Raw genomic sequence first — 26561 nt, forward strand, 5'->3', positions numbered from 1 at the left:
TGTGGTTCAGTACCTGAGTGGGTATTACAACCGGGTAAGGCCGCATAAAAACAACGGAGGGTTAACACCTGCCGAGATGGAAAGACAAAGAACCTCAGGTCGTGTCCAAATTAAGTAGACCACTTCATCCCTGTTGGAGAAGGCTGGGGTGAGGGCAACAGGCTACGCCAGATCCCCCCCGTTACTTGCAATCACCTTTTTATACCACCAGAATGATTTCTTGCGTTTCCTGTCCAGCGTGCCATTCCCGGCATCGTCCCGGTCGACGTAGACAAACCCGTAGCGCTTGCTCATCTCGCCTGTTGATGCCGACACCAGGTCAATGCAGCCCCAGGTGGTGTAGCCCATCAGCGGTACACCGTCCTCAATTGCATCTCCCATTGCGCGGATATGTTCGCGCAGGTAGCTGATGCGATAGTCGTCGTTAATCTCGCCGTTAGCATCAATGACATCTTTTGCACCGAGGCCATTTTCCACCAGGAATAGCGGCTTCTGGTAACGGTCGTACATCATGTTCATGGTGATACGCAGGCCCAGCGGGTCGATACCCCAGCCCCATTCGCTGACCTGAATATGCGGGTTACGCAGTGACTTCACGATATTCGCCGCGCTGGTATTCCCCGCGTTCATGTCCGCCGACGCGCAGCGCGAGGCGTAATAGCTGAACGAGACAAAATCGACAGTGTTCTTGAGCAGTGCGTCGTCGCCAGGGTCTTTAACTATCTCCACCCCTTTTTCGCGGAACACGCGGGCAGAGTAAGCCGGGTAGCGACCACGGGCCTGTACGTCGATAAAGAACAGGTTCTCGCGGTCTTTTTCCAGCGCCATCCACACGTCTTCTGGCTTGCAGGAGTACGGGTAGAAATTACCGCCTGCCAGCATGCAGCCGACCTGGTTTTCCGGGTTCACCTCGTGGGCGATTTTGGTTGCCAGTGCGCTTGCCACCAGCTCGTGGTGTGCGGCCTGGTATTTCACCTGATCTTCGTTTTCACCTTCTTCAAACACCAGCCCCGCGCCGGAGAACGGGCTGTGCAGCATGATGTTGATTTCGTTGAAGGTCAGCCAGTATTTCACCAGACCGTTAAATTCCACGAAGCAGGTGCGGGCGTAGCGGGCGAAGAAATCGACCATTTTGCGGTTACGCCAGGAGCCGTACTCCGTGACCAGGTGCATGGGGACATCGAAGTGGCACAGGGTGACCAGCGGCTCGATATTGTACTTTTTGCACTCTTCAAACACCGCACGGTAGAAGGCAATGCCTTCCTGGTTCGGCAGCGGCTCGTCGCCGTTCGGGTAGAGGCGGCTCCAGGCAATTGAGGTGCGGAATACCGTAAAGCCCATCTCCGCCATCAGGGCGATGTCTTCTTTATAGCGATGGTAAAAATCGATCGCCTCGTGGCCTGGGTAAAACTCGTCGTCACGCAACGAAAAACGTTTTTCCTTACCGAGTTTCACCGCCAGTCGGTTGGCTCCGTGGGGGATCATATCGACCGTGGCCAGCCCTTTACCGCCTTCACGGTAAGCCCCTTCACTCTGGTTGGCGGCCAGTGCGCCGCCCCATAAAAATCCTTGTGGAAAAACAGACATTTTTACCTCGCTATCAATTTATACTTGTGCTGCTTTGCCCTGAACCGGGGCGGTGTGCAGGGCGCGGGCCTTTTCCGCCTCGTCCTCAACCGGAATATCCTCAAAGCCCAGCATCAGGGTCAGAACAAACGACAACACCACCGCCAGCGCCATCACGCCAAATACCCAGACGATGGTCATCGGATTAGCCGGATCAAAGAACTGGACGCTGGTAAACAGCCCCGGAGCCGCCATCGAGTGGCTGGCAAGACCCGCCATTCCGGCCACTGCACCGCAGATGAAACCGCTGATAAGGCTCGCAATCAGCGGGCGTTTCAGACGCACCGCTACGCCGTACAGCGCGGGTTCAGAAATACCCGCCATGATGGCGGAAGCCGCTGCCGCCAGCGCCGTCTGGCGCAGTTCCGGGTTTTTCGTTTTCCATGCCACAGCCAGTGATGAACCGCCGAGCGACAGGTTGGCTCCAATTTCTGACGGCATGACCATCCCTTCTTTGCCCGTTTCGGCAATGGTCTGAATGATGGTTGGCGTGAACACGCGGTGCATGCCGGTCATCACCAGTAGCGGCCAGAGCGCGCCCATAATTGCCACGGAGAGCCAGCCCAGATAGCCGTGAATGGTGTACACCAGCGCAGAAATGGCGCTACCGATCCAGATCCCAAGTGGCCCAATCAGCACGATGGCGAGTGGGGCGGCAATCAGGACGATCAGCATCGGTTTGAGGAAGTTTTTGGTGACTGCCGGAGTCATCCGGTCGACCCAGCGTTCGATATACGACAGGCACCAGGTCATGACCAGCGCCGGGATCACGGTGTAGGTGTATTTCACCGCCGTTACCGGAATAAAGGCGAATTCAACGTGCTCGCCCTGTGCCGCTTTTGCCATCAGCTCGATAAAGCCCGGGTGTACCAGCACCCCCGCGATGGCAATGGCCAACGACATGTTGGTTTTGAATTTTACCGCCGCAGAGGCTGCCACCATCAGCGGCAGGAAGAAGAATGCACCGTCGCCAATAACGGTCAGGATGGTGAGCGTCGGCGCACCTTTTGCCAGTACGCCCGTCATCTCAAGGATCATCGCCAGCAGCTTGACCATCGAGCCGCCGATGATCGCCGGGATCAGCGGGGACATGGTGCCGATCAGTGCATCAAGGATCCCGGCACCAATGCGGCGCAGGGTCATTTTTTGCGGGCCTTCCGGTACGACAGGCTGCAGATTCGTCGGCAGCAGGCTGATCACTTCACGATAAGCCTGAGAAACGGTGTTGCCAATGATCACCTGACACTGGTTGTCGTTGCGTACCACGCCGAGCACACCGCTGATACTTTTCAGGCGAGCGGCATCGGTGAGGGTTTCGTCTTTCAGGACGAAACGCAGGCGCGTCATACAGTGGGTGACGGCGACGATGTTGTCTTTACCGCCCAGCGCGCTGACAACGTCGTTCGCCAGCGCGGCATAATTTTTGGCCATCGGATGTGATCCTGTTGTCATGGTGAGAATATGTAGGAAACCGGTTCCACATAATCATCATGAGTTTCTTTGAATGAAACAAGATCACATTTTGTACATTTCTTATATTCGTGATGATGATCACTTTGAGGTGTTGAAAGCGTGATATCGCCGCTGCGACAATTTTTCTGCGGTGCAGTACACTGCGCCCATCAGTTTCAAACGGAATAACATCATGACCACGATGCTGGAAGTGGCGAAGCGGGCCGGCGTTTCAAAAGCGACGGTTTCCCGGGTGCTGTCGGGGAATGGCTACGTCAGCCAGGAGACCAGAGACCGGGTGTTTCAGGCGATTGAGGAGAGCGGCTATCGCCCCAATTTGCTGGCGCGAAACCTGGCCACCAAACGTACCCAGACGCTGGGGCTGGTGGTCACTAACACCCTCTACCACGGCGTCTACTTTAGCGAATTGCTGTTTCACGCCGCGCGGATGACGGAAGAGAAGGGGCGACAGTTGATTCTGGCGGACGGCAAGCACAGCGCCGACGAAGAGCGCGAGGCTATCCAGTACCTGCTCGATATGCGCTGCGATGCGGTGATTATCTATCCGCGCTTTTTGAGCGTGGATGAGATGGACGAGATTATCGAAAAATGCGAACAACCGATTATGGTGCTCAATCGTCGTTTGCGTAAAAACAGCAGCCATTGTGTCTGGTCAGATCATAAAGCATCCTGCCAGGACGCCGTGTCGCAGTTGATTGCGAAAGGGCATCGGGAGATTGCGTTTATCACCGGCTCGCTGGATTCCCCGACCGGGGCTGAGCGTCTTTCCGGCTACAAAGACGCGCTGGTGCAGCATCACATTGCGCTGCGCCCGGAGCTGATTGCGCAGGGGAAATGGAACCCGGCCAGCGGCGCGGCGGCCGTTTCTGAGCTGTTATCACGCGGTGAAACTTTTACGGCACTGGTGGCGAGTAACGACGATATGGCCATCGGGGCGATGAAGCAGCTTCACGACAGCGGAGTTATCACGCCGGATGCGGTGTCGGTGATCGGCTTCGACGATGTGGCGATTGCGCCCTACATGGTGCCGTCACTCTCCAGCGTGCGCATTCCGGTAACAGAAATGATTAAAGAGACCATTAGCCGCCTGATCTTCATGCTCGACGGCGGTGAGTTCAAATATCAGCAAACTTTCTCTGGTGAGCTTATTCTGCGTGATTCTGTCATTGACGGCCCACACCGCTGACGTCGACAGCTGTCATCGTCATAAGTGACGATGACAGTGCCGCACCATATATTTCAAATCAATATAAATCAATGGGTTAAAAACTGGCACGGTTTATGAATATCTCCGCGCATGACTGTTATGCTGGAGAAGCAGATGAACCGTTTTATGATGGCCGATGCCAGTAAGTGCATTGGTTGCCGTACCTGTGAAGTTGCGTGCGTTGTATCCCACCAGACGGAGCAGGATTGTGCCTCCCTGACCCCGGATTCTTTCCTGCCGCGTATTCATGTTATTAAGGGCGTGAATATCTCAACCGCAGCGATTTGTCGTCAGTGCGAAGACGCACCGTGCGCCAACGTCTGCCCGAACGGGGCGATTAAACGCGAAAAAGGGTTTGTCCACGTCATGCAGGAACGCTGCATCGGCTGCAAAACCTGCGTGGTGGCCTGTCCGTATGGCGCGATGGAAGTGGTGGTTCGCCCGGTTGTGCGCAACAGCGGTATGGGGCTGAGCGTGCGCGCGGACAAAGCGGAAGCCAACAAATGTGACCTCTGCTACCACCGTGAAGCGGGCCCGGCCTGTATGGAAGTTTGCCCTACGCACGCGCTGGTTTGTGTGGATCGTGACAAGCTCGAACAGATGAGCGCCGAAAAACGTCGTCGTGCGGCGTTCGACACCAGCTCATCTCTGCTGTTCTGATCCGCCATGAGCAGTAACGGTGTGCAGTTGCGGGTGCGCGGCAAGGTGCAGGGCGTGGGGTTTCGTCCCTTCGTCTGGCAACTGGCGCACCAGCTTCAGTTGACGGGGGATGTCTGCAATGACGGTGAGGGCGTGCTGGTGCGCGTTGTCGGTGATGGGGGGGACTTCATCGCAAGGCTGCACCAGGACTGCCCACCGCTGGCGCGTATTGATAATGTCGACACGCTGCCGTTCGTCTGGCCGGCGCTGCCGGAGGAATTTACCATCCGTCACAGTGCGGCTGGGGCGATGGACACCCAGATTGTGCCGGATGCGGCCACCTGTCCGGCGTGCCTGGCCGAAATGCGCGATCCTCGCGAGCGCCGTTATCGCTATCCGTTTATCAACTGCACCCACTGCGGTCCGCGTTTTACCATTATTCGCGCCATGCCGTACGATCGTCCGGCCACGACAATGGCGTCATTTCCGCTCTGCCTGCCGTGTGAAATGGAGTATCTCGACCCCGCAGATCGGCGCTTTCATGCTCAACCGGTGGCATGCCCGGACTGCGGGCCGGAGCTGGAGTGGCATGCGGGTGATGCTCAGTCCACGCGAGAGCAGGCACTCAGCGCAGCGGTTGAGAGGCTAAAAAACGGTGGCATTGTTGCGGTTAAAGGGCTGGGGGGCTTTCATCTGGTCTGCGACGCGCAAAACCCGCAGGCGGTGGAGAAACTACGGGCACGCAAACAGCGCCCGGCAAAGCCGCTGGCAGTGATGATCCCGCATGCAGGTTCTTTGCCGGAGCCGGTTCAGGTGCTGTTGCACTCTCCTGCGGCTCCGATCGTACTGACGCCGAAAGCATGGCTGCCTCCATTACCCGATGCGATCGCGCCGGGCCTGGATTGTGTGGGGGTGATGCTCCCGGCGAACCCACTGCAACATTTGCTGATGATGGACTGCCAGCGCCCGCTGGTGATGACCTCCGGCAACCTCAGCGGCAGGCCACCCGCTATCCGTAATCAACAGGCACTGGACGACCTCGGGGATATTGCCGACGGTTTTCTGCTGCACAACCGCGACATCCTTCAGCGGATGGATGATTCAGTGATGGATCGGGACGGTGCAATACTGCGCCGTGCGCGCGGTTTTGTGCCGGATGCCATCACGTTACCTGCCGGTTTCAGCAATATTCCTGCCATGTTGTGTACCGGGGCTGAGATGAAAAACACCTTCTGTCTGGTGCGGGGTAACCAGGCGGTGCTGAGCCAGCATTTTGGCGATCTCAGTGACGATGGCGTTGATGCCCAGTGGCGCTCGGCGCTGTCGGTCATGCAGCAAATCTATGCGTTTCAGGCGGAGCGCGTGGTGTGCGATGCGCATCCGGGATACCACGCCCGCCAGTGGGCGGAAGCACAGGCGTTGCCGATTGAAACGGTATTACATCACCACGCCCATGCCGCGGCGTGCCTGGCCGAAAACGGCTGGCCGCTCGACGGCGGTGATGTCATCGCCCTGACGCTGGACGGCATCGGGATGGGCGAGAACGGTGCGCTATGGGGCGGGGAGTGCCTGCGGGTTAACTATCTTGACTGCGAGCATCTGGGTGGGTTGCCTGCCGTGGCGCTGCCGGGGGGGGATCTGGCAGCAATGCAGCCGTGGCGCAATTTATTCGCCCACTGCCTGGCGTTTGTGCCGGACTGGCAGCGCTACCCGGAAACGCGAGCCGTTCAGATGCAAAACTGGCCGCTGCTGGCGACAGCGATGTCCCGTGGTATCAACACGCCGCTGGCTTCATCCTGCGGACGGCTGTTCGATGCGGTGGCTTGTGCGCTGGGCATTGTGCCAGAAAAGCAGCGCTATGAAGGTGAGGCTGCATGCAGGCTGGAAGCGCTGGCAGCGCAGTGTGCGGGAGTCGAACACCCGGTTACGCTGTCAGTGGAGAACCTTGCTCTCTTCTGGCAACAGTGGCTGAACTGGCGGGCTGAGCCCTGCGAACGCGCATGGGCGTTTCACGATGCGCTGGCAAAAGGACTGGCTGATTTCGCCGCGTTCCATGCCCGGCGCTTATCACTTACTGCCGTCTGTTTTAGCGGTGGCGTGTTACATAACCGTCTGTTGCGTGCGCGTCTGCGTCATTACCTCTCTGACTTTACCCTTCTTTTTCCTCATCACCTGCCTGCAGGCGATGGGGCTATCTCCTTCGGGCAGGCGGTAGTTGCCGCCGCCCGGTCATGTTCACAAAGGACTTAAAATGTTACGACTTTTACGCAATGAACCTCGTGCGGCGCTCCTGCTGCTGGCTCTGGTAATGGCTAATCTTCTGGCCTGGGGATGGGCCTGGCAAACCTTCAGCGGCAGCACGGCGCTGATGGCGGCAAGCCTGCTCGCCTGGTGCTACGGACTGCGTCATGCGGTGGATGCCGACCACATTGCGGCCATTGATACCGTTACGCGTAAGATGATGCAACAGGGCAAACGCCCGTCCGGTGTGGGGGCGTGGTTTTCACTGGGGCACTCCACCATCGTGGTGCTGGCCTCCATTGCCATTGCCGCTACGGCCACGGCGTTTCAGAAGAATATGGCCTGGTTTCATGAGACGGGCAGCCTGATTGGTACGGCGGTTTCTGCGACGTTCCTGCTGGCGATGGCGCTGGTCAACATGGTGATTTTACGTGGCGTCTGGCGTAATTTTCAGGCGCTGAAAAACGGTCATCCAACGTGCGGCGACATCACGCTTCCGGCATCTGGTGGGGTGATGAACTGGCTGTTTGGTGCAACGTTTCGCCTGGTAAACAAGAGCTGGCAGATGTATCTGGTTGGTTTCCTGTTCGGTCTGGGATTTGATACCGCGACGGAAATTGGCGTGCTTGGGATCTCCGCCGCCAGTGCCTCAAACGGCATGTCGGTGTGGTCAATCATGATCTTCCCGGCACTTTTCGCCAGCGGTATGGCGCTGGTGGATACCCTCGACAATTTGCTGATGGTGGGAGCCTACGGCTGGGCATTCAACAAACCGCAGCGCAAGCTCTACTACAACATGACCATCACCGGTACCTCTGTGGTGGTGGCCCTGTTCATCGGCGGCCTGGAAGCGCTGGGTCTGCTGATGGACAAATTTGCCCTGACCGGTGGCATCTGGGATCTGATTGGCGAGGTTAATGACAACCTGGGCAACGCCGGATTTGTGGTGGTGGGGCTGTTTATCGCCTGCTGGCTGATCTCCATGATCAACTACCGCTGGCGTGGCTACGATGCGCTGGTCGTGCGTTCCTGAGCGGGGGGTAACCAGGCGCGAGTGAAATCAAGCCAGCCTCCGGCCGTCAGCACAATGTCCTGCACATTTTCCATCGTGTTGATGCGATAGCGATAGTGGAACAGCGGCGTACATGCGCCGCTTTCGAGCAGAGATTGAAAAAAGGAGGGCAGGAGGTTACTCAGGCTCTCCTCGCTCCCGCAATATCCCATCAGCTTCTGCTTCTCTTTTTGCCATATGTCTTCGCCCAGTGCAGTGGCCCAGGCCGGTTCGTCAGTAAACCACTCTGCCAGCGCAAATCCCGGAAGTCCGCCCGCCAGATAGTCACCGAGCAACAGATCGGCCTGCGTCAGTGCGTTATGTGTATGCCATTCTTCGCGATCTTTCCTGCTGATTGTCAATTCGCAACCGTGCTTTCTCAGACGCGTTTGCAGCATGCTGGCCAGCTCGCACAGTTCTGGGGTGTGGTAGCAAACCAGCGCAAGGGTGGGGGGAAGTTTTACTCCGGATGTTTCCGGATATTCTGGTGTCGTCAGGCCAGGCAGTATTGCCGTCCTGGTTTCTAAATCATCCCGATGGGCAAAATGTTGCTGATTAATTGACAGAATTTCCCGGCGCAGCCAGGCAGCCAGCGGTGGGGGCAATGTGGCGTTCACCATTAACCACGCGAATCCCTCGCTGGTCGAGGTAATGGCTTCCTGCGCGTTTTGTCCCTTCCCGACGGTTATCCACGCCGGTTTATCTGCTTCTGTGCGGGTTCGCCAGAACTCAATCGCATGCAGCAGTGGATGAGCGGCAAAGTACCAGGGCTGGCGCTCAAGGCGCAGGTAGTGCGAGTGGTGATGGGCGATGGCAAACGGCCCGGCACCGACATCAGGCTGTTGCGGGTGCGGAAGACGACAAACGTGATGCGCAAGACGGTGTGCCAGCATGGCATCAGGCGTGTTCAGGTTTATCTCCAGACACCAGGGGGCGACAAGCGACGTCTCCTCAACGTGTCTCAACCCCACATTACGTGCCGGGTCAGCGAGTACCTGTTGTAGCGCACTGAGAATATCTTCATCGCTAATGGCTTGCCCGTTATGCCAGTGTGCGCCGCTGCGCAGGTAAAAACGCCAGCGGCGTTTGTCTTCACTGGCATTCCAGTGATGGGCTAAATCGGGTATCGGGTGCGGCTGACCGGGTGTATAGCGCGTCAGCCCTGCGTGTACCGCGCAGATAATATGCTGTTCGGCGCGGCGGCGCTGTAGTGCCGGATGAAGTGACGTCAGCGGGCGATACCACGGAATACGCAAGGTTGGCTGGTGCTTAAGCCATTTCCCGCCCAAAAATGGGGTGATGATGTGATGCAGACTGGCCGGATCGCCATCGGCCAGCTGTAATGCACTCTGGTAATCCCCTTTTTCGAGACAAGCGTGCATCAGCGGCGCGCTGAGTTCACTGGTGGTCGCCAGGCAATGCAGAATGGCGCGATGTCCACGTCCTGGGTGCGCGTGCCAGCTTAACCATCCGCTTTGCGTGAGCTGGCGCAGTAACGTGCGCACATGACGTTCACTGCACAGCGCGACCTCAGCAACTTCAGCAATAGTCGTGGGCTTTGGCTCCGCACCGTAGTGCTGGTAAAGCCGTTGATACTGACGGATTTTCTGAAGCTGGCGCATGACGACGTACCGGTGGTGAAAGGGGCATGATGAGAGTGTAAGTGGTTTTGCGGAATAAATAAGGCAGGGATATATAAAGTGTTCCGGTTTTATTCCCTCACCCTCGCCATTTTGGCGGAGGGTGAGGGAATGTATCAGGCTTCGATCTGCGCGCGGATCTTCAGCGCGGGCGCGTCCAGCACGCTGAAGGTATCAATACCGTGCTGTACGGAAGGCCATATGTGGCCACGAATCCACGCGATATAAACGGAATATTAAAAACGTCAGGTTGGCCCAGGCGTAATGATATAGCGGCAACGGGTAATGTTGCGATATGCGTTCATGAGACAGGATCCCAAAGAGGACATCATTCACAACGAAAAACAACAGTTTTTGTTTTAATGTAAAAGCGTGAAGAAGAAAAGTGTGATGTGGGATAAATTAATTTCTGTGATGTTTTTAATAAGTCATTCTTTGAATAAACGATGAAGAGTTAAATAATTTGTTCCTGTTTTTTACCTGATGACCCTACGCTTACCCGGCCTGCAAAATCCACAGACCCGCGTCAGCGTAGGGTCACCAGGTGGTTACCGCTTAACATTGCTCATCGGCATCATCAATTCACGCAGACGCTCAATACGGGCTTCCGGGCTGAGATACAGCCAGCGAAATAAAATATGTTCTGCTTTCTTTGTCTGTTTAAAATAGGCAGAAAGATAGTTAAGCTCTTTGCTAAAAGTGGCCATGGGATGTCTCCGGCTGATTAATTCACTGTCAGAGTAAGCCGGGAACATGGAATAAAACAGGTTGATGTTTTTCAGGTGTTCCGCATTTAAATATTCATGGATGTAATGAATAAGGGATTAATGACGATGATTTATCTGATTTGTATTCTTTTGTTGAATAAAATACGCAAAAAAAAAGCCCCGGGACGTCGGGGCTACGGATAAGAAAATCCTAAGGTTAAGTAAGCGTGGTAAGAGGGTTAAGCGGGCAATGATTTCAGTAGTGCGAAAGCCTCCTTCATCCGGTCTTCACTAACCACAAAAGCGCGCACCTGACCGTCATGATCGGATCCCCGGGCCACCATGCCCTGGGGTTCAATAGCGATGTGCCAGTTCAGATCCTGGCGCTGCGTTTCGCCTGCGAGATGCAGCGGTAACTCCGGTGTTTTCACCTTCACCAGCATGGCGGGTAATTTCAGTGGTGCAGAAGCGCCAAGCAGATTTTTCGCCAGATACATCGCACTTAATTGAATCGGCTGCAGGAACGGCAGTACCTGGCCGTTGATTTCGGCGCAGTCACCCAGCGCGTAAATATCCGGCTGCGTGGTTTGCAGGTAGCTGTCCACCTTCACGCCACGGTTCGTCCCGGCTCCGGCACGTTGCGCCAGACCGATTTCCGGGCGCAGACCCGTGGCCGCAACCACTACATCCACCTCAACATGGCGATTACGGTCGAGCGTGACGCGAATACCGTTCTCTGTTTTAGCCAGACTTTGCAGCTGAGATTTCAGCAGCAGATGTACACCCATATCGGTCAGACGATGCTGTAAGCGACTGCTTACTTCTGCGGGCATTAGCGCTGACAGAATGCTGGCAGCGTGGTCGAGCAGAGTGACGGATTTACCCGCACGACAGAAATCCATCGCCAGCTCGGTGCCAATCAGGCCGCCGCCGACAATCATCACCCGTTGCGCGTCACGAAGCCACGTTTCACTGGCCTGATACTCCTGTTGGCTGTTGAGCGTAATCATCAGCTCACGCCCTTCAACCGGTGGCACAAACGCTGATGCCCCCGTAGCCAGAACCAGCTTGTCGTACTGCCAGGTTTTCTCTTTCGCTTTCACCACATGGGCGGCAGCGTCGATATCGGTAACCCAGGTGTACGGAAACAGGTTCAGGTTAAATTGCTCCGCGAACTCTCCCGCGCTCTGGCGGGTGAGATCGTCGGCACGTTGGTTCTGGCTAATGACGTGGCTTAAATCAGGTTTGTTGTACTCATCCATGCTGTCGGCGGCGATCACCGTCAGCGGCACATTAGCATCCTGTTTGCGGATATTTTTCACCAGCTGGCGGGCAGCAAAGCCCGAGCCGATGATGACGATACCGTTGCTCATTTTGCCTCCGTACCCAGCTCATCAAAGACGTCTTTACCGAGCGAACATTCCGGGCAAAGGAAGTTGTCCGGCACATCGCTCCACGGCGTTCCTGGGGCAACATCCTGCAGCGGCTCGCCCAGTTCCGGGTCGTAGATCCACTGGCAGACGCTGCACTGCATGCGCGGGCCGAGGTTAGCGGCGGCGGCCGCAGCACAGGCGCAGGCTTCCTGTTGTGCGCTGGTTTTTACCGCCACGTCTGGTAATGGAGCGAGCGCCCACTGACGTGCAATGTCACGGCCATGCTGGCGGCAGAGTTCCAGTGCGTCGATATCCGGACGCCATTTTGCCTTCAGGCTCATGGACATCTCAAAACCGGCATCCTGCAGGCGGGTAGACAGACGGTCTACCGCACCGCCGCTCCAGCCGTGTGAGCCAAAGGCGCTGGCGCGTTTGTTACGAAAACGCAGGCCGGTCATCTCTTCCACCAGGCCGGCAATTTTCGGCATCATCACGTTGTTCATGGTGGAGGTGCCTACCAGCACGCCTTTAGAGCGGAAGACGTTGGTCAGGATCTCGTTTTTATCGCTGCGCGCCACGTTAAAGATTTTTACCGCCACATTCGGATCAACTTCGTTGATACCCTGGGCAATGGCGTCCGCCATCATGCGGGTGTTGTTGGACATGGTGTCGTAGAAGAGTGTGATGCGGTCTTCCTGATAATCTGCTGCCCATTTCAGGTACAGCTCCACAATCTGGGTTGGGTTTTCACGCCACACCACGCCGTGTGAGGTGGCAATCATATCTACCGGCAGGTTGAAGCCGAGGATCTCGGTGATTTTTGGCGTGACCAGACGGCTGAACGGGGTCAGGATGTTGGCGTAGTAGCGCTGGCACTGCTCAAACAGTTCGGTCTGATCCACTTCGTCATTGAACAGACGTTCGTCGCAGTAGTGCTGGCCGAAGGCGTCGTTACTGAACAGCACCGCGTCGCCGGTCATGTAGGTCATCATGCTGTCAGGCCAGTGCAGCATGGGGGTTTCAACGAAGATCAACTGTTTGCCGTTACCGATATCCAGTGAGTCGCCGGTTTTTACGGTATGGAAATTCCACTCCGGATGGTGGTGGTGGCCGTTAATGGAGTCGATAGCGTTGGCGGTGCAATAAATAGGGGTATTCGGAATGTAAGACATCAACTCGGTCAGCGCACCGGCGTGGTCTTCTTCCGCGTGGTTGATGATGATGTAGTCGAGTGCGTCCAGGTCGATTTCGTTACGCAGGTTCTGCACGAACTCGCGGCTGAATTTGTGATCGACGGTATCAATCAGCACGTTTTTCCCTTCACGGATGAGATAGCTGTTATAGCTGCTGCCGCGCAGCGTTTTGTACTCCGTTCCGTGGAAATCACGTACTTCCCAGTCACGTTGGCCAACCCAATGAATGTTATTTTTAACCAGAATAGACATAGCAACCTCAATTAATACGGCATTTTTAAATAAGATGTTTTGCTTATATCAAGTTGCGTGCCAACTTTTTATTATATTGATTTTTATGTATTTTTTATTTTGTTATCCGTAATGGGTAGTCATTATGACTATCGCTGAAGCTGTCAATATGACAGTATGAGTTGTCAAAATGACAGTGAGGCGCAGATGAGTTTTTCCGTAGACGTGCTGGCGAAAATCGCCATTGAACTGCAAACCGGTATTGGGCATCAGGATCGCTTTCAGCGGCTGATCTCCACACTGCGTCACGTGCTGGCATGTGACGCTTCGGCACTACTCCGCTACGAAGGGCGGCAATTTATTCCGTTGGCCATCGACGGGCTAGCGCAGGACGTACTCGGACGGCGCTTTACCCTGGAAGGCCATCCGCGTCTGGAAACCATCGCCCGTGCGGGTGATGTGGTGCGCTTCCCGGCAGACAGTGATTTACCCGATCCTTACGACGGTCTGATCCCCGGGCAGGAGAGCCTGAAGGTACACGCCTGCATCGGCCTGCCATTGTTTGCCGGACAAAATCTGATTGGCGCGCTGACCCTCGACGGGATGTCGCCAGACCAGTTTGATACTTTCAGCGACGAAGAGCTGCGGCTGATTGCCGCGCTGGCCTCCGGGGCGCTGAATAATGCCCTGCTGATTGAACAACTGGAGAGCCAGAACATTCTTCCTGGTAGCCCGTCGGCATTTGAGCAGGTGGCTCACACGGAGATGATTGGCCTGTCGCCGGGCATGGTACAGCTCAAAAAAGAGGTCGACATCGTGGCCGCCTCCGATTTGAACGTACTGATCTTCGGGGAAACCGGCACTGGTAAAGAGCTGGTGGCAAAGTCGATTCACGAAGCGTCACCGCGTGCGGTGAATCCGCTGGTGTACCTTAACTGTGCCGCACTGCCGGAGAGCGTGGCGGAGAGCGAGCTGTTTGGTCACGTTAAAGGGGCATTTACCGGGGCTATCAGCAACCGCAGCGGCAAGTTTGAAATGGCGGATAACGGCACACTGTTCCTCGATGAAATTGGCGAATTGTCGTTGTCGTTACAGGCTAAATTGCTGCGCGTGTTGCAGTACGGCGATATTCAGCGCGTGGGCGATGACCGCAGCTTACGGGTGGACGTGCGCGTGCTGGCGGCGACTAACCGGGATCTGCGCGAAGAGGTGCTGGCCGGGAATTTTCGTGCTGATTTGTTCCATCGCCTGAGTGTGTTCCCGCTTTCCGTGCCGCCGCTGCGCGAGCGTGGTGAAGATGTGGTGTTGCTGGCGGGCTATTTCTGCGAGCAGTGTCGGCTCAAAATGGGGCTTTCCCGGGTCGTGCTAAGCCCGGGTGCGCGCAGTCATCTGCTGAGCTACGGCTGGCCGGGTAACGTGCGCGAGCTGGAACATGCGATCCACCGCGCGGTGGTGCTGGCGCGGGCGACACGTTCAGGCGATGAAGTGGTGATCCACGCGCGTCATTTTGCGCTGCATGATGAAAGCGTTCAGGCCGTCACTCAGGCTGCGCCAGAGATTGCCAATGAAAACCTGCGCGACGCGACAGAGGAGTTTCAGCGTCAGATGATCACTCGCGCGCTGGAGCAGAACAACCGCAGCTGGGCGGCATGCGCGCGGGCGCTGGAAACCGACGTCGCCAACCTGCACCGGCTGGCGAAGCGTCTGGGGCTGAAGGGTTAAATAATTCCGGCCTGGTAGAAGTCCTGCAGGTTGATGGCACCGCACAGCTTGCCGCTCTCATCCACTACCGGGGCGGCGGTGATTTTGCGCTTCATCAGTACCTCTTTGGCCTCGATTGCGCGGCTTTCGGCATTCAGCGTCAGCCCGCCTTTGGTCATCGCTTCAGAAACCTGCGATTCCAGCTTGCCGCCACCCACCAGCCAGCGGCGCAGGTCGCCGTCGGTAAACACACCGTTGACCTGACCGTGCTCATTACACACCGCGACCAGCCCTAACCCGGTGCGGCTCAGCTCCAGCATTGCATCCATCACGCTGGTGTTGAGTTTGACTTGCGGAATAGCATCGTCGGTACGCATCAGGTGATGCACTTTATTGAGCAGGCGTGCGCCAAGCGCGCCCGCAGGGTGTGAGCGGGCAAAATCTTCTTCATTGAAACCGCGCGCCTGCATCACCGCCATCGCCAGCGCATCGCCCATCATCAGGGTATTGACGGTGCTGGAGGTTGGGGCGAGGTGCATCGGGCATGCTTCACGCTCAACGGAAATATCTAGCACCGCTTTGGCTGCCAGTGCCAGCGGTGAACGGGCTTTACCCGTCATCGCCAGCAGGGCGACGGATTTTTCCTGCAGACGTGGAATGATGAGATCCAGCTCTTTGGCCGAACCGGAGTAGGAGATAAACAGCATCACGTCACGGCTTTCAATCATCCCCAGATCGCCATGCAACGCCTCGGCAGGATGAACGAAGAAGGCTGGGGTACCGGTGCTGGCAAGCGTAGCGGCAATTTTCTTACCGATATGGCCCGATTTACCGATACCCGCCACAATCACTTTGCCTTCACACTGGATGATGGTGTTTGCTGCGCGAACAAAATCCTCCCCAAGACGTTCCGGCAGGCGGCTGGCTTCCTGCAGCTCCAGCATCAGCGTCTGGCGACCTGCGTTTAACAGAAAATCACTCATCTCTTTCTCCGGTTACGATCACATCGATTCCTTTTTCTTCCAGCGCTTTTTTAAACGCCGGATCGATACCTGCATCGGTAATCAGCTTATCGACGCTCTCAAGGCTACAGACAATATTGGGGCTTTTACGGCCAAACTTCGAAGAATCTGCCATCAGAATCACTTCCCGTGCCGCATTGCACATGGCCTTGCTGACGCTGAACACCTCGTTGAAGGTGGTCACGCCCGCATTCAGGTCGATGCCGTCGGTGCCCATAAAGAGTTTATCAAAGCTGAAGTGGTCGAAGGCGTTCTCTGCCAGTTGACCGTGAAACGAGGCTGATTTTTTACGGAAGGTACCGCCAGGCATCAGAATGGTTTGCTCGCAGTCGTTTTCCGACAGGGCGTTGACGATATGCAGGCTGTTGGTCATCACCGTGATGTTGTTAAAGCGGCTGAGCATCGGGATCATCTGTAACACCGTGCTGCCCGCATCAAGGATGATAGAGTCACCATCGTGGATAAATTTCACGGCGGCTTCGGCAATCAGCGCTTTCTGGTGCGTATTGATCAGCGTTTTGTGGTCGATAGGCGGGTCGGTTTCGTCTTTGTTGAGCACCACTCCACCGTAGGTTCGAATGACTGCGCCAGAGTTTTCGAGCAATACCAGGTCCTTGCGTATTGTCGTGCCGGTCGTGTCAAAGTAGTGGGCCAGTTCTTCTACCGAGCATTTTCCCTGCTTTTGCAGATGCTCCAGAATGGCCGCCTGCCGCTGACGTGGTTTCATAGGCGCTCAATTCCTTACGTTGCGAAATGATAATTTCGCAAGCTTATAGCGTTCACAACGAAATTATCCATGTTTCAGATTAAGCGCTAATGATAGTGCATTCTGACAGAGTGGATCATGGGGAAAGATCACATCAGGCTGCAATTCCTGCAATGATGTGCCATTGATTGCCTGGATTTTCGCCGGTCTGGCGAACACCGTCATGCCACGCATGATGAGTGAATCGCAGACGTTGTCGTCTTCATCCAGCGCAATCGCAATCACCACACGAGGTTTGAAGCGTCCGCCGGAACGCCCGACGCCCACGCGGCCTTTCTGGCACAGCGCCTCGAATGCGCGGTTGAACTGGTGGATTTGCCAGCCGCCAAACGCCATCTGGCAGATCCAGGCGATAGCGGCGACGGTGATTAATGCGGTGACCATATCAGCTCCTTGTTTTTTTCCCCTCTCCGGCGGGAGAGGGGTAGGGTGAGGGCATCAGGCTGCTCGATCAGAACATGACCTGCCCACCGGTCACGTTAATCGACTGCCCGGTGCAGTAAGACGCTTTCGGGCTGGCGTAAAACAGCAGCATATTCAGCACGTCCTGATAGTCGCAGCCGCGCTTCAACGGCACTTTGTCGATGTAATATTGCTCCACTTCGTCGGCGTTGATACCGAGTTTGGTGGCATACTGCGGCAGCAGGGACTGGAACATCGGTGACTTCAGCAGGTTGCCGAGCATCAGCGAGTGTACGGTAATGCCGTATTCGGCCAGATCCAGTGCCAGCGACTGCGTCAGGCCCACGCCGCCAAATTTGGCCGCGCTGTAACCGGAGTTGTGTTTGCTGCCCACTTTACCCGATTTGGAGTTGATCTGAATGATGCGTCCCTGAATTCCGTCGCGGATCATCAGGCGTGAAAACTCGCGGGCACAGAGGAAATACCCCACCAGATTGACCTGCAGCGAGCGGTCGAAATCGCCCAGCGCGAAGTCGCTGATAAATGCCGCTTTTGCAATCCCGGCACTGTAGACCAGCAGGTCAGTGCGGCCAAAAATCTCATCCACACCGCGAGCGAGCGCCATCACGCTCTGTTCGCTGGTGGCATCGGCTCCAAACCCGTACGCCATCCCTTCGCCAAACTCGGTGTTGATGGTGTCCGCCACGCGCGCGGCTTTTTCACTCTGAATATCCACTACCGCTACGCGGTAACCCTCTGCGGCAAGCCCACGGCAGATGAACTCTCCTAAGGTTTGTCCCCCACCAATGACAACGGCAACCTGACTCATATCTTTCTCCTTAAATTACGCAACAAATTTTAACGTGCAGCCTGGGGTTACGACCTGTGGAACCGGGCCATCCACGTGAACCGTACCGGGGTATTCCGCCTGTGACTGGCCATCAAAACGCAGGGTGATGTGGCCCAGTTCACGCAGGTTTTGCTCAGCCACGTCACCCACGGCGGTGACGGCATAACGCGTTTCACCCAGCTCCAGCTGACTACCGGCCTTCAGCTCACCGTTCAGCTCGCCGTGGCAATGGATAAAACAAAACTCTTCAATATCCGCTGGCGCACCTTCGCGGAAGGTGATCAGCATCTGGTCACTGAGCGCATCGGCTGCGCTCTGTCCGATGCGGGTAATGGTGGTTTGGTAAATCACGGTCATCGCAGGAACCTCTTATTGATAAATAAAGCCGGAGACAAACCAGGCAATCAGTACGGTTGGTGCACCTGTCAGGAAGCGGCTTACCAGCACTGACGGTACGCCAACGCGCACGGTGTCCTGGCGCGCTTCGGCAAGCGATAGCCCAACGGGAATGAAGTCGCACGCTGCCTGAGCGTTAATGGCAAACAAGGCAGGCAGAGCCAGGTGTGGAGGAATATTTCCCAGACCGATTTGCACACCAATCAGCACGCCGATGACCTGCGCAATCACCGCGCCCGGGCCGAGGAACGGTGACAGCAGCGGGAAAGAGCAAATCAGTGCCAGCGTCACCAGCCCGAGCGGATGGCTGGCAAGCGGGGCGAGGCCGTGGGCAATCCAGTCGCCCAGACCGGATGCCATAATGATGCCGATAAGCGCCGAGACGAATGCCATAAACGGCAGAATGGTTTTCAGCACCGTGTCGATGGTGTCGCGCCCGGACTGGAACAGCACCGCCACCGCCGAACCCATGCCCATCCCAACTTTCGCCAGCAGGCCGTCGCTCTGCTCGGTGATTTTTTTGCTGGTGTCGTAATCACGCGGCGCGGCTTTGGCTTCCTTTTTCTGTGAAGCAGGGGACCCTTCTGCCAGACGGATGTTGTCTTCTTTCACGCCTGAAACATAAATATCTTCAAGGATGTACTGCGCCAGTGGGCCAGATTTACCGGTGGCGTGAATATTGATGGTCGGGATGCGACGCTTTGGATAAATGCCGCAGCGCAGGGTGCCGCCGCAGTCAATGACCGCAACGCCGATTTCAGCTTCCGGTGGTTCACCCTCTTTAAAACCGTCGACGGCTTCCCAGCCAGTTAACTCACGCAGTTTGTCGACAATTGCCGGGCGCGTGCCTGCAGTGATGTAGACAATTTTTTTGTCTTCAGTGGCGTCGAGTTCCAGCGGGCCGCCCCAGCCGCCCGTTCCTTTAACAATGCGAATACGGCTCATGCTGTGGCTCCTGAAAGATGGACTTTTTGTTCAAGCTGGATGCCCATTTTTTTCTCGAAAATGGCGGTCGTGAGGTCGGTAACCCAGCCGCGGAAGAAGTTGGTGACCAGACCGACCAGCAGATAGCTCACCGCCAGCGGGCCAAGTGGTAAGCCAAGCGTGGTCAGACCGCTGGCAATACCGAGGTAGACAAACAGCTCGCCGGGGTTGATATGCGGGAACAGGCCGTTCATCGAGTGACAGCTGTAGGATGCAGCGGCGTAGTAACTCGGCTTGTATTTTTCTGGCATAAAGCGACCGAGACTTAAGGTCATCGGGTTGCAGAAAACGAACGTACCGATGCAGGGTAGAACCAGATAACGGGACAGTGGGTTCCCGGCGCAGCGCTGGGCGAAGCGTTCAATGCGTTGCTGGCCGATAAAGTTAATAAGTGCGTTCATGATAACCAGCAAGCTGATCAGCAGAGGCAGGATCCCGGTCACCATACTGGTGAACACCTCTCCGCCTTTCTGAAACAGCCCGATGAACCACTCGGCACCGTGGGTGATGGTTTCTATCATTCTTCTCTCCTGTGGGGGCTTTTTGTTTTTGTATAACCGCGACTAATAATAATCACTTTGAAAGGTTTTAAAGTGTTAGTTAGATCTCACAATGAAAGAAAAATGGATTGTTTTGAAAGTTAATTGGTGTGATGAATTGTTTTTGGTTGAAAAAAACACAGATTTGCGTTGGGGAGCGTAAAGATTTGGCAGGGGAGATGAGTACCGCTTCCTTGAGGTGTCGGGGATGCTTTACCATACTGGGCTCTTATCGAACTCGTTAAATGGATGTCCCATGTTCAAGCGTCGTTATGCAGCGTTGTTACCTGCGCTTATTCTTCTGTCTGCCTGTAGTAGCAAACCTAAAACCGAAGCTGCTCAGCCTACGGCTGGCACGCCTTCCGGGGGATTCTTGCTGGAGCCGCAGCATAATATGATGCAGATGGGCGGTGACTTCGCGAATAACCCGGCGGCCGAGCAGTTCATCGATAACATGGTGAGCAAACACGGCTTTGACAGGCAGCAACTGCATGAAATTTTGTCTCAGGCAAAACGTCTGGACTACGTTCTGCGCCTGATGGACAGACAGGCACCGACGGCGCAAGCGCCGACTGGGCCAAACGGTGCGTGGCTGCGCTATCGCAAACAGTTTATTACCCCGGACAACGTGCAAAATGGCGTGGTGTTCTGGAATCAGTATGAAGATGCCCTTAACCGTGCATGGCAGGTTTACGGCGTACCGCCTGAAATCATCGTCGGGATCATCGGCGTGGAAACCCGCTGGGGCCGCGTGATGGGGAAAACCCGCATTCTCGATGCGCTGGCAACACTCTCCTTTAACTACCCGCGTCGCGCCGAGTATTTCTCGTCCGAGCTGGAAACCTTCCTGCTGATGGCGCGCAACGAACAGGACGATCCGCTGGATCTGAAAGGGTCGTTTGCCGGTGCGATGGGCTACGGTCAGTTTATGCCGTCATCCTATAAGCAATTTGCCGTCGACTTTAACGGTGATGGTCATATCAACCTGTGGGATCCGGTGGATGCCATTGGTAGTGTGGCGAACTACTTCAAATCACACGGTTGGGTCGCGGGCGGCCAGGTGGCAGTGCAGGCTAACGGCCAGGCTCCGGGGCTGGAAAACGGTTTTAAAACTAACTACAGCATTTCGCAGCTGACAGCGGCAGGTCTGACGCCAACGCAGCCTCTGGGTAATGCACAACAGGCGAGCCTGTTGCGTCTGGATGTGGGGACGGGCTATCAGTACTGGTACGGGCTGCCAAACTTCTACACTATCACCCGCTATAACCACAGCACGCACTATGCAATGGCGGTGTGGCAACTGGGGCTGGCAGTTTCGCAGGCGCGTGCACCCGCGGCATCACCGTTTAGTCAATAATCAGTCCGGTTGAGTATGCCGGGTAAGGCAACGCCGCCACCCGGCAATAATGCAGACACAGTGCAGACTGATGCTCTCACCCTCTCCCACGGGAGGGGGAAATACCACAGAAACATTTCGCTACACTCCTGTTCAATCCTCTTCGTTTACATCTTCGTTTTCTTTCATTATTGTTATGTTATAACATTTAATGTGGTGTCGAGATGTCAACGTCCCTTTTCTCTTTATCCGCGTCAGTCCGGCTTCTGTTGGCACTGGTGCTTATTGTGTTTATCGGGCTGGCCGTGAGCTGGGCGGTGGCTTTGCCATGATCGTAATGAACGAACTGATGGCGGGGTATGACCGCCAGCCTGTTACGCGTCCTCTGTCGGGTGTCATTGAACGCGGAAGCATGACCGCGATTATCGGTGCTAACGGATGCGGGAAATCCACATTACTGAAAACGCTCGCCGGGTTTATTCCCCCTGTAAGCGGCGATTTTCGCTGGCAGGGTAAACGCCCGGTGATTGGCTGGCTGGCGCAGCGCCACGCGCTGGAGGCGCAATTTCCACTGACCGTGCAGGACGTGGTGAGTATGGGCTGTTGGCCGGGGATTTCGCTTTTTTCTGGTTTTCGTCGCGACACGCGGCTGCGTATTACCGAAGCCCTTGAGCGCGTGGGGCTGGAGTCGATGGCGTTATCAACTATTGATGAACTGTCCGGCGGCCAGTTTCAGCGCATGCTGTTTGCGCGCGTACTCGTGCAGCAGGCTCCGCTGGTGATGCTCGATGAACCGTTTACCGGCGTTGATGAAGTCACCTGCAATGTGCTGATGGCGCTGATGCTGGAGATGTATCAGCAGGGGCAGACCCTGCTCGCCGTGTTGCATGACAGCGAACGCGTGTCGCGCCACTTCCCGCAGACATTGCGGCTGGATGTTGATACCCCCCTCTGGAAAACCGAACGGGTGAGGGTGGCATGATCTGGCATCTCTTTTTTCAGCCGTTTATCGACTACGGCTTTATGCGTCGTGCGCTGGTGGTCTGCCTGGCGCTCTCGGTCAGCACTACCGCGTTGGGTGTATTTCTTCAGTTGCGCCGGATGAGCCTGATGGGCGATGCACTCTCTCACGCCATTTTGCCCGGTGTCGCCGTGGGATATTTGCTGAGCGGAATGTCGCTGCTGGCGATGAGTATTGGTGGCTTTATCGCCGGAATTACCGTTGCGCTGGTGGCCGGGCTGGTGAGCCGCCGTACGCCGCTTAAAGAGGATGCCAGCTTTGCGGGGTTCTATCTGGGATCGCTGGCGTTGGGCGTCACGCTGGTGTCGTTGCACGGTTCGAACGTCGATCTGCTGCATCTGCTGTTTGGCTCTATTCTCGCCGTGGACAACGATGCCGCGCTGTTTGTGACCGGCGTTTGCATCTTCACACTGATGATGCTGGCTATTTTCTATCGTGGGCTGGTGACCGAAGCGTTTGATACCGCCTGGCTGCAGGTGAACGCTCGCGGGGTGCCCGGCTTATTACACGGCCTGTTTCTGGCATTGCTGGTGCTCAACCTGGTAGCCGGTTTTCAGGTACTTGGCACGCTGATGGCCGTGGGGCTGATGATGTTACCCGCAGTGGCGGCCCGCTGCTGGGTACGCACCCTACCAGGATTGCTGCTGATGGCAGGTATTAGCGGCATTTTCTGCGCGTGGCTGGGGCTGAGCCTCTCCTGGGCGATGAGTCTACCCGCCGGACCGTCCATCGTCCTGACGGCCAGCGCGCTGTTCTTTATTTCCATTTTATTTGGCACGCGCAGCAGGCTGGCAGGCAGCCTGCGTGCGCTTTTTTAACGCAAGGGGAAACGATGAAACGTACAGGGTTAGCAGTGGCGCTCGCGCTGGGGATGATGTCACACAGTGTGATGGCGAAAACGCTCAACGTGGTGACCAGCTTTTCCATACTGGGGGATATCACCCGGCAGGTGGGGGGCGAGCACGTGAAGGTGACGACGCTGGTCGGGCCGGACGGTGACCCGCATACTTTCGAACCGTCGCCGAAAGACAGCGCAGCGCTGAGTAAGGCTGACGTCGTGGTGGTAAACGGTCTGGGGCTGGAGGGCTGGCTCGACCGGCTAGTAAAAGCCTCTGGCTTTAAGGGCCAGCTCGTTGTGGCCTCCACAGGAGTGAAAACTCATACTCTGGAAGAGGATAGCAAAACCGTGACCGACCCACATGCGTGGAATAGCGCGGCGAACGGGGCGCTGTATGCGCAAAATATCCTCTCGGGGCTGGTGAACGCCGATCCTGAAGATAAAGTGGCGCTGGAAGCCTCCGGTAAGTCCTATATCAAACAGCTCACCCAACTGGATAACTGGGCTAAAACGCGCTTTAGCCAAATCCCGCAGGAGAAACGTAAAGTGCTGACCAGCCATGATGCGTTCGGGTATTTTAGCCGCGCCTACGGTGTGACTTTTATGGCACCGCAAGGGCTGTCATCAGAGAGTGAGGCCAGCGCGGCGCAGGTCGCGGAGATCATTAACCAGATTAAAATGGACGGCGTGAAAACCTGGTTTATGGAAAACCAGCTCGACCCGCGTCTGGTGAAACAGATTGCCAGTGCGACGGGCGCGCAGCCGGGCGGGGAGCTTTACCCGGAAGCGCTGTCGGCAAAAGGTGGTGTGGCAGATACCTACATCAACGCGTTTCGCCACAATGTGAATACCCTTGCGGACAGTATGAAATAATCTTTCCTGTAGCCGGTGCACCCGCATCGGCTTTTTTCTGAAGCTCCCTCGTAAAACCCGAAGCTCGTCCCCATATCGGACGAGAAAGTGCTATCTTGTGCAGCACGTTTTTCCGAAGCCAGGAGCGATAATGACTGACCATGAATTGATGCAGCTGAGCGAAGTGGTAGGGCTGGCGCTTAAGCAACGTGGTGCGACTATCACCACCGCAGAGTCCTGTACTGGCGGCTGGGTTGCCAAAGTGATTACGGATATTGCAGGCAGTTCCGCCTGGTTTGAACGCGGCTTTGTGACCTACAGTAACGAAGCTAAGGCACAGATGATTGGCGTGCGTGAAGGGACGCTTGAACAGCATGGTGCGGTCAGTGAACCGGTGGTGATTGAGATGGCTATTGGGGCGCTGAAAGAGGCGCGTGCCGATTATGCCATTTCGATCAGCGGCATCGCAGGGCCGGACGGTGGCAGTGACGTGAAGCCCGTCGGTACCGTCTGGTTTGGTTTTGCCACCTCAAAAGGTGAAGGGATCACTCGCCGGGAGTGCTTTAGCGGCAATCGCGAAAGCGTGCGTCGGCAGGCAACCGAATATGCGTTAAAAACGCTCTGGCAACAATTTCTACAAAACACTTGATACTGTATGACTGTACAGTATAATTGCACCAACAGAACAGAAATCCACGGTGAAGCGCAGTCGCTTCTCCAGGCATGACAGGAGTAATAATGGCTATCGACGAGAACAAACAGAAAGCGTTGGCGGCAGCACTGGGCCAGATCGAAAAGCAATTCGGTAAAGGCTCCATCATGCGCCTGGGTGAAGACCGTTCAATGGACGTGGAAACCATCTCCACCGGTTCGCTTTCTCTGGACATCGCACTGGGTGCTGGCGGTTTGCCAATGGGCCGTATCGTAGAGATCTACGGACCGGAATCTTCCGGTAAAACCACCCTGACGCTGCAGGTTATCGCTGCGGCACAGCGCGAAGGTAAAACCTGTGCGTTTATCGATGCCGAGCATGCGCTGGATCCAATCTATGCCCGCAAACTGGGCGTTGATATCGATAACCTGCTGTGTTCTCAACCGGATACCGGTGAACAGGCGCTGGAAATTTGTGATGCGCTGGCACGCTCCGGTGCCGTTGACGTTATCGTGGTTGACTCCGTTGCCGCACTGACGCCAAAAGCCGAAATTGAAGGTGAAATCGGTGACTCTCACATGGGCCTCGCGGCGCGTATGATGAGCCAGGCGATGCGTAAGCTGGCCGGTAACCTGAAGCAGTCCAATACGCTGCTCATCTTCATCAACCAGATCCGTATGAAAATTGGTGTGATGTTCGGTAACCCGGAAACCACGACCGGTGGTAACGCACTGAAATTCTACGCTTCTGTCCGTCTGGATATCCGCCGTATCGGCGCGGTGAAAGAGGGTGAGAACGTGGTCGGTAGCGAAACTCGCGTGAAGGTGGTGAAGAACAAAATCGCTGCACCGTTCAAACAGGCTGAATTCCAGATCCTCTACGGCGAAGGTATCAACTTCTTCGGCGAGCTGGTTGACCTGGGCGTGAAAGAGAAGCTGATTGAAAAAGCGGGCGCATGGTACAGCTACAACGGTGATAAGATCGGTCAGGGTAAAGCCAATGCAATTGGCTGGCTGAAAGAGAACCCGGCTGCGGCGAAAGAAATTGAGAAGAAAGTGCGTGAGCTTCTGTTGAACAACCAGGACGCCACACCAGACTTCGCAGTTGATAGCGCGGATGCTGAAGAAACCCACGAAGATTTTTAATGTTTCGTGTAAAGACGAAGGGCTGCTGATGCGGCCCTTTTTGCATTTCTGAACCAGCAGGTTTTTTATGAGTGAACCGACAACTCGTCGTCCTGCGTACGCACGTTTACTGGATCGTGCGGTACGTATTCTTGCTGTTCGCGACCACAGCGAACAAGAGTTGCGGCGGAAACTTTCCGCCCCCATCATGAGCAAAAATGGGCCGGAAGAGATTGATGCTACCGCGGAAGATTACGACCGCGTGATTGCCTGGTGCTACGAGCATCACTATCTGGATGATGACCGTTTTGCTTCCCGGTTTCTCGCCAGCCGTGGCCGCAAAGGATACGGCCCCGTGCGCATCCGCCAGGAGCTTAACCAGAAAGGCGTAGCCCGTGAATCCATTGAAAAAGCGATGCGCGAATGCGATACCGACTGGTGCGAACTGGCAAGAGAACAGGCGATGCGTAAATATGGTGAACCGCTGCCGCGTGAATTTTCAGACAAAATCAAAATTCAGCGCTTTTTGCTCTACCGCGGCTTCCTGATGGAAGATATTCAGGATATCTGGCGCAATTTTACCGATTGAACGCATGCGGGATTTTACTTCCCACTAAAGAAAACTTATCTTATTCCCACTTTTTCCAGTAGCTGGTCTGTTCAACTGTTTAACAGTACAGGCTTGCTACGACATTTC

The 26561-nt window shown here is 55.8% G+C and carries 25 protein-coding genes; 12 read left to right on the forward strand and 13 right to left on the reverse strand.

The genetic code is table 11. The features are described from left to right. Window positions 1-162: 162 nt before the first annotated feature. Both ACHHZ6_RS10705 and ascF read right to left on the reverse strand, forming a co-directional pair. Entirely contained in the window at window positions 163-1587 is a 1425-nt protein-coding gene (locus tag ACHHZ6_RS10705) for a 6-phospho-beta-glucosidase (protein WP_182918845.1), read from the reverse strand. An 18-nt stretch (window positions 1588-1605) separates the two neighbouring features. Next, window positions 1606-3057, reverse strand: a complete 1452-nt coding sequence (ascF, locus tag ACHHZ6_RS10710; protein WP_395122200.1) for a PTS cellobiose/arbutin/salicin transporter subunit IIBC — start codon at window positions 3055-3057, stop codon at window positions 1606-1608. A 214-nt stretch (window positions 3058-3271) separates the two neighbouring features. Here ascF and ACHHZ6_RS10715 point away from each other — a divergent pair, with 214 nt between their 5' ends. The 4 genes from ACHHZ6_RS10715 (at window position 3272) to ACHHZ6_RS10730 (ending at window position 8219) form a co-directional block, all read left to right on the forward strand. Further along, a complete protein-coding gene (locus tag ACHHZ6_RS10715; protein ID WP_182272433.1) occupies window positions 3272-4285 on the forward strand; it encodes a LacI family DNA-binding transcriptional regulator in 1014 nt (337 codons plus the stop codon). A gap of 135 nt (window positions 4286-4420) precedes the next feature. After that, entirely contained in the window at window positions 4421-4966 is a 546-nt protein-coding gene (hydN, locus tag ACHHZ6_RS10720) for an electron transport protein HydN (protein ID WP_182272432.1), read from the forward strand. A gap of 6 nt (window positions 4967-4972) precedes the next feature. Continuing rightward, the gene (gene hypF, locus ACHHZ6_RS10725) at window positions 4973-7195 is read left to right on the forward strand and encodes a carbamoyltransferase HypF (RefSeq protein ID WP_395122201.1); all 2223 of its coding nucleotides are present in this window, start codon (window positions 4973-4975) and stop codon (window positions 7193-7195) included. 1 nt (window position 7196) lies between these two features. Then, entirely contained in the window at window positions 7197-8219 is a 1023-nt protein-coding gene (locus tag ACHHZ6_RS10730; RefSeq protein ID WP_182272430.1) for a HoxN/HupN/NixA family nickel/cobalt transporter, read from the forward strand. Here ACHHZ6_RS10730 and ACHHZ6_RS10735 read toward each other — a convergent pair. The 4 genes from ACHHZ6_RS10735 to norV all read right to left on the reverse strand — a co-directional run bounded on the left by ACHHZ6_RS10735 (window position 8192) and on the right by norV (window position 13402). Beyond that, the gene (locus ACHHZ6_RS10735) at window positions 8192-9859 is read right to left on the reverse strand and encodes an SgrR family transcriptional regulator (RefSeq protein ID WP_395122202.1); all 1668 of its coding nucleotides are present in this window, start codon (window positions 9857-9859) and stop codon (window positions 8192-8194) included. The genes ACHHZ6_RS10730 and ACHHZ6_RS10735 overlap by 28 nt on opposite strands. 566 nt (window positions 9860-10425) lie before the next feature. Then, a complete protein-coding gene (locus tag ACHHZ6_RS10740) occupies window positions 10426-10584 on the reverse strand; it encodes a hypothetical protein (protein WP_182918842.1) in 159 nt (52 codons plus the stop codon). Window positions 10585-10823: 239 nt separating this feature from the next. After that, window positions 10824-11957: an NADH:flavorubredoxin reductase NorW gene (gene norW / locus ACHHZ6_RS10745; RefSeq protein WP_182918841.1), complete on the reverse strand. Its 1134-nt coding sequence runs from the start codon at window positions 11955-11957 to the stop codon at window positions 10824-10826. After that, on the reverse strand, window positions 11954-13402 hold the full coding sequence (gene norV / locus ACHHZ6_RS10750) for an anaerobic nitric oxide reductase flavorubredoxin (protein ID WP_182272427.1): 1449 nt from the start codon (window positions 13400-13402) through the stop codon (window positions 11954-11956). Before norV ends, norW begins: the two co-directional genes overlap by 4 nt. Window positions 13403-13588: 186 nt before the next feature. On the opposite strand from norV, the gene norR reads away from it, so the two are divergent. Next, window positions 13589-15103: a nitric oxide reductase transcriptional regulator NorR gene (gene norR / locus ACHHZ6_RS10755; RefSeq protein WP_182918839.1), complete on the forward strand. Its 1515-nt coding sequence runs from the start codon at window positions 13589-13591 to the stop codon at window positions 15101-15103. Here the strand turns inward: norR and gutQ are convergent. The 7 genes from gutQ to srlA all read right to left on the reverse strand — a co-directional run bounded on the left by gutQ (window position 15100) and on the right by srlA (window position 20023). Further along, a complete protein-coding gene (gutQ, locus tag ACHHZ6_RS10760; protein WP_182272425.1) occupies window positions 15100-16065 on the reverse strand; it encodes an arabinose-5-phosphate isomerase GutQ in 966 nt (321 codons plus the stop codon). The two genes, norR and gutQ, sit on opposite strands and share 4 nt — an antisense overlap. After that, on the reverse strand, window positions 16058-16831 hold the full coding sequence (locus tag ACHHZ6_RS10765; RefSeq protein WP_182918838.1) for a DNA-binding transcriptional repressor: 774 nt from the start codon (window positions 16829-16831) through the stop codon (window positions 16058-16060). Before ACHHZ6_RS10765 ends, gutQ begins: the two co-directional genes overlap by 8 nt. A 63-nt stretch (window positions 16832-16894) precedes the next feature. Further along, on the reverse strand, window positions 16895-17254 hold the full coding sequence (gutM, locus tag ACHHZ6_RS10770) for a transcriptional regulator GutM (protein WP_182272423.1): 360 nt from the start codon (window positions 17252-17254) through the stop codon (window positions 16895-16897). Window positions 17255-17321: 67 nt separating this feature from the next. Continuing rightward, window positions 17322-18101: a sorbitol-6-phosphate dehydrogenase gene (gene srlD, locus ACHHZ6_RS10775; RefSeq protein WP_182272422.1), complete on the reverse strand. Its 780-nt coding sequence runs from the start codon at window positions 18099-18101 to the stop codon at window positions 17322-17324. A 15-nt stretch (window positions 18102-18116) separates the two neighbouring features. Continuing rightward, on the reverse strand, window positions 18117-18479 hold the full coding sequence (gene srlB, locus ACHHZ6_RS10780; protein ID WP_182918835.1) for a PTS glucitol/sorbitol transporter subunit IIA: 363 nt from the start codon (window positions 18477-18479) through the stop codon (window positions 18117-18119). Window positions 18480-18491: 12 nt separating this feature from the next. Then, window positions 18492-19463 (reverse strand): PTS glucitol/sorbitol transporter subunit IIB, encoded by a 972-nt coding sequence (locus ACHHZ6_RS10785; protein ID WP_182918834.1) that lies wholly within the window; start codon window positions 19461-19463, stop codon window positions 18492-18494. After that, window positions 19460-20023, reverse strand: a complete 564-nt coding sequence (gene srlA, locus ACHHZ6_RS10790; RefSeq protein ID WP_182272419.1) for a PTS glucitol/sorbitol transporter subunit IIC — start codon at window positions 20021-20023, stop codon at window positions 19460-19462. The genes ACHHZ6_RS10785 and srlA overlap by 4 nt, the downstream gene beginning before the upstream one ends. Before the next feature lie 274 nt (window positions 20024-20297). On the opposite strand from srlA, the gene mltB reads away from it, so the two are divergent. The 7 genes from mltB (at window position 20298) to recX (ending at window position 26453) form a co-directional block, all read left to right on the forward strand. Next, on the forward strand, window positions 20298-21398 hold the full coding sequence (gene mltB / locus ACHHZ6_RS10795) for a lytic murein transglycosylase B (protein ID WP_182918833.1): 1101 nt from the start codon (window positions 20298-20300) through the stop codon (window positions 21396-21398). A 307-nt stretch (window positions 21399-21705) separates the two neighbouring features. After that, window positions 21706-22359, forward strand: a complete 654-nt coding sequence (locus ACHHZ6_RS10800) for a metal ABC transporter ATP-binding protein (RefSeq protein WP_182272417.1) — start codon at window positions 21706-21708, stop codon at window positions 22357-22359. Beyond that, window positions 22356-23216 (forward strand): metal ABC transporter permease, encoded by an 861-nt coding sequence (locus ACHHZ6_RS10805; protein WP_182272416.1) that lies wholly within the window; start codon window positions 22356-22358, stop codon window positions 23214-23216. The genes ACHHZ6_RS10800 and ACHHZ6_RS10805 overlap by 4 nt, the downstream gene beginning before the upstream one ends. Before the next feature lie 14 nt (window positions 23217-23230). Beyond that, a complete protein-coding gene (locus ACHHZ6_RS10810) occupies window positions 23231-24109 on the forward strand; it encodes a metal ABC transporter substrate-binding protein (RefSeq protein ID WP_196390417.1) in 879 nt (292 codons plus the stop codon). 130 nt (window positions 24110-24239) lie between these two features. After that, on the forward strand, window positions 24240-24737 hold the full coding sequence (pncC, locus tag ACHHZ6_RS10815) for a nicotinamide-nucleotide amidase (protein ID WP_182272414.1): 498 nt from the start codon (window positions 24240-24242) through the stop codon (window positions 24735-24737). Between the two features lie 89 nt (window positions 24738-24826). Then, a complete protein-coding gene (gene recA / locus ACHHZ6_RS10820; RefSeq protein ID WP_182272413.1) occupies window positions 24827-25885 on the forward strand; it encodes a recombinase RecA in 1059 nt (352 codons plus the stop codon). Window positions 25886-25952: 67 nt separating this feature from the next. Beyond that, on the forward strand, window positions 25953-26453 hold the full coding sequence (recX, locus tag ACHHZ6_RS10825) for a recombination regulator RecX (protein WP_182918831.1): 501 nt from the start codon (window positions 25953-25955) through the stop codon (window positions 26451-26453). Window positions 26454-26561 lie beyond the last annotated feature (108 nt).

Origin of the sequence: Enterobacter cloacae complex sp. 2024EL-00214, from assembly GCF_043945575.1 — a bacterium.
Lineage (GTDB): Bacteria > Pseudomonadota > Gammaproteobacteria > Enterobacterales > Enterobacteriaceae > Enterobacter > Enterobacter cloacae_P.